Annotated in this window: 1 protein-coding gene; it reads right to left on the bottom strand. The window is 36.3% G+C overall.

Annotated elements, in window-relative coordinates:
- Nucleotides 1-16: 16 nt before the first annotated feature.
- Nucleotides 17-580 carry a cell division protein ZapA gene (locus ACRCJ0_RS16675; RefSeq protein WP_431391277.1) on the bottom strand — a complete coding sequence of 188 codons (564 nt, stop codon included), beginning with the start codon at nucleotides 578-580 and terminating at the stop codon, nucleotides 17-19.
- Nucleotides 581-824 lie beyond the last annotated feature (244 nt).

Below are 824 nucleotides of genomic sequence, written 5' to 3'. Positions count from 1 at the left end.
TTTTTCTATCAATAGCCTATGATCTTGGTGTTTGACGCAAACGACCCAATTGTTTTGAGGCTGTGTTCACACTAGACTTCAAACTTGGTTGGCTAATTTCAGGAATTTCTTTATCTGAGTCAGCCTGTGTTAGTGTTTGTTTTCCACTTGCTTTTGTTTGCGCTGGTCTTTTAGCTGACGATTTAGCATGTCCCTGGTTCGTCTTGGCTTTTGATGGTGTTTGCGGTTGAGTTTTTTCTTGTGCTTCACGCATCTTTTCTTTTTCTATTTCAGCAATTTCTTTCACCAATGTGCCCATGGTTTGCTCCATTGATTTCACACGGACCATTAAATCGGCATTTTCTTTAGATTTTACGGCCATTTGTGCTTGTAAATCCACATTATCAGATTGGATGTTTAACGCTACTAATAAAGCCATCTCTTCCATTGACATATTGGGATTCTTTTTACTGATATCAGCAAGTAATTGGTTGATATCACGGCTCACTTGTTGAATATGTTCACTTGTTTTATGACTCTTGATGGTAAATTTGTGATAGCCCAATTTCGCTATTACTCTGTTTTTTTCTTCATTCGACATATTTGTCACTCCAACTTTTTATACTGTGCGTTAAATGTTTGTAGATGCAATAGAAAGGTCGCGTCTTAACGCCTTTCGTTCCACCTAGCTTTCATAATCTTAGATATTTTACCATTTATCCCGAATAATGGCTAGACCTAGCCACTATCTGCTTTTAATGACCAAAAAAGGTAGAAAAATTGCAATGATTTTAAGCTATCATGAAAGATTTAATCAGATTTTCATGACAAGTCAATATTCTTCA

It is taken from the genome of Aerococcus sp. L_32, assembly GCF_050689315.1.
This window is presented reverse-complemented; position numbering and strand designations above follow the sequence as displayed.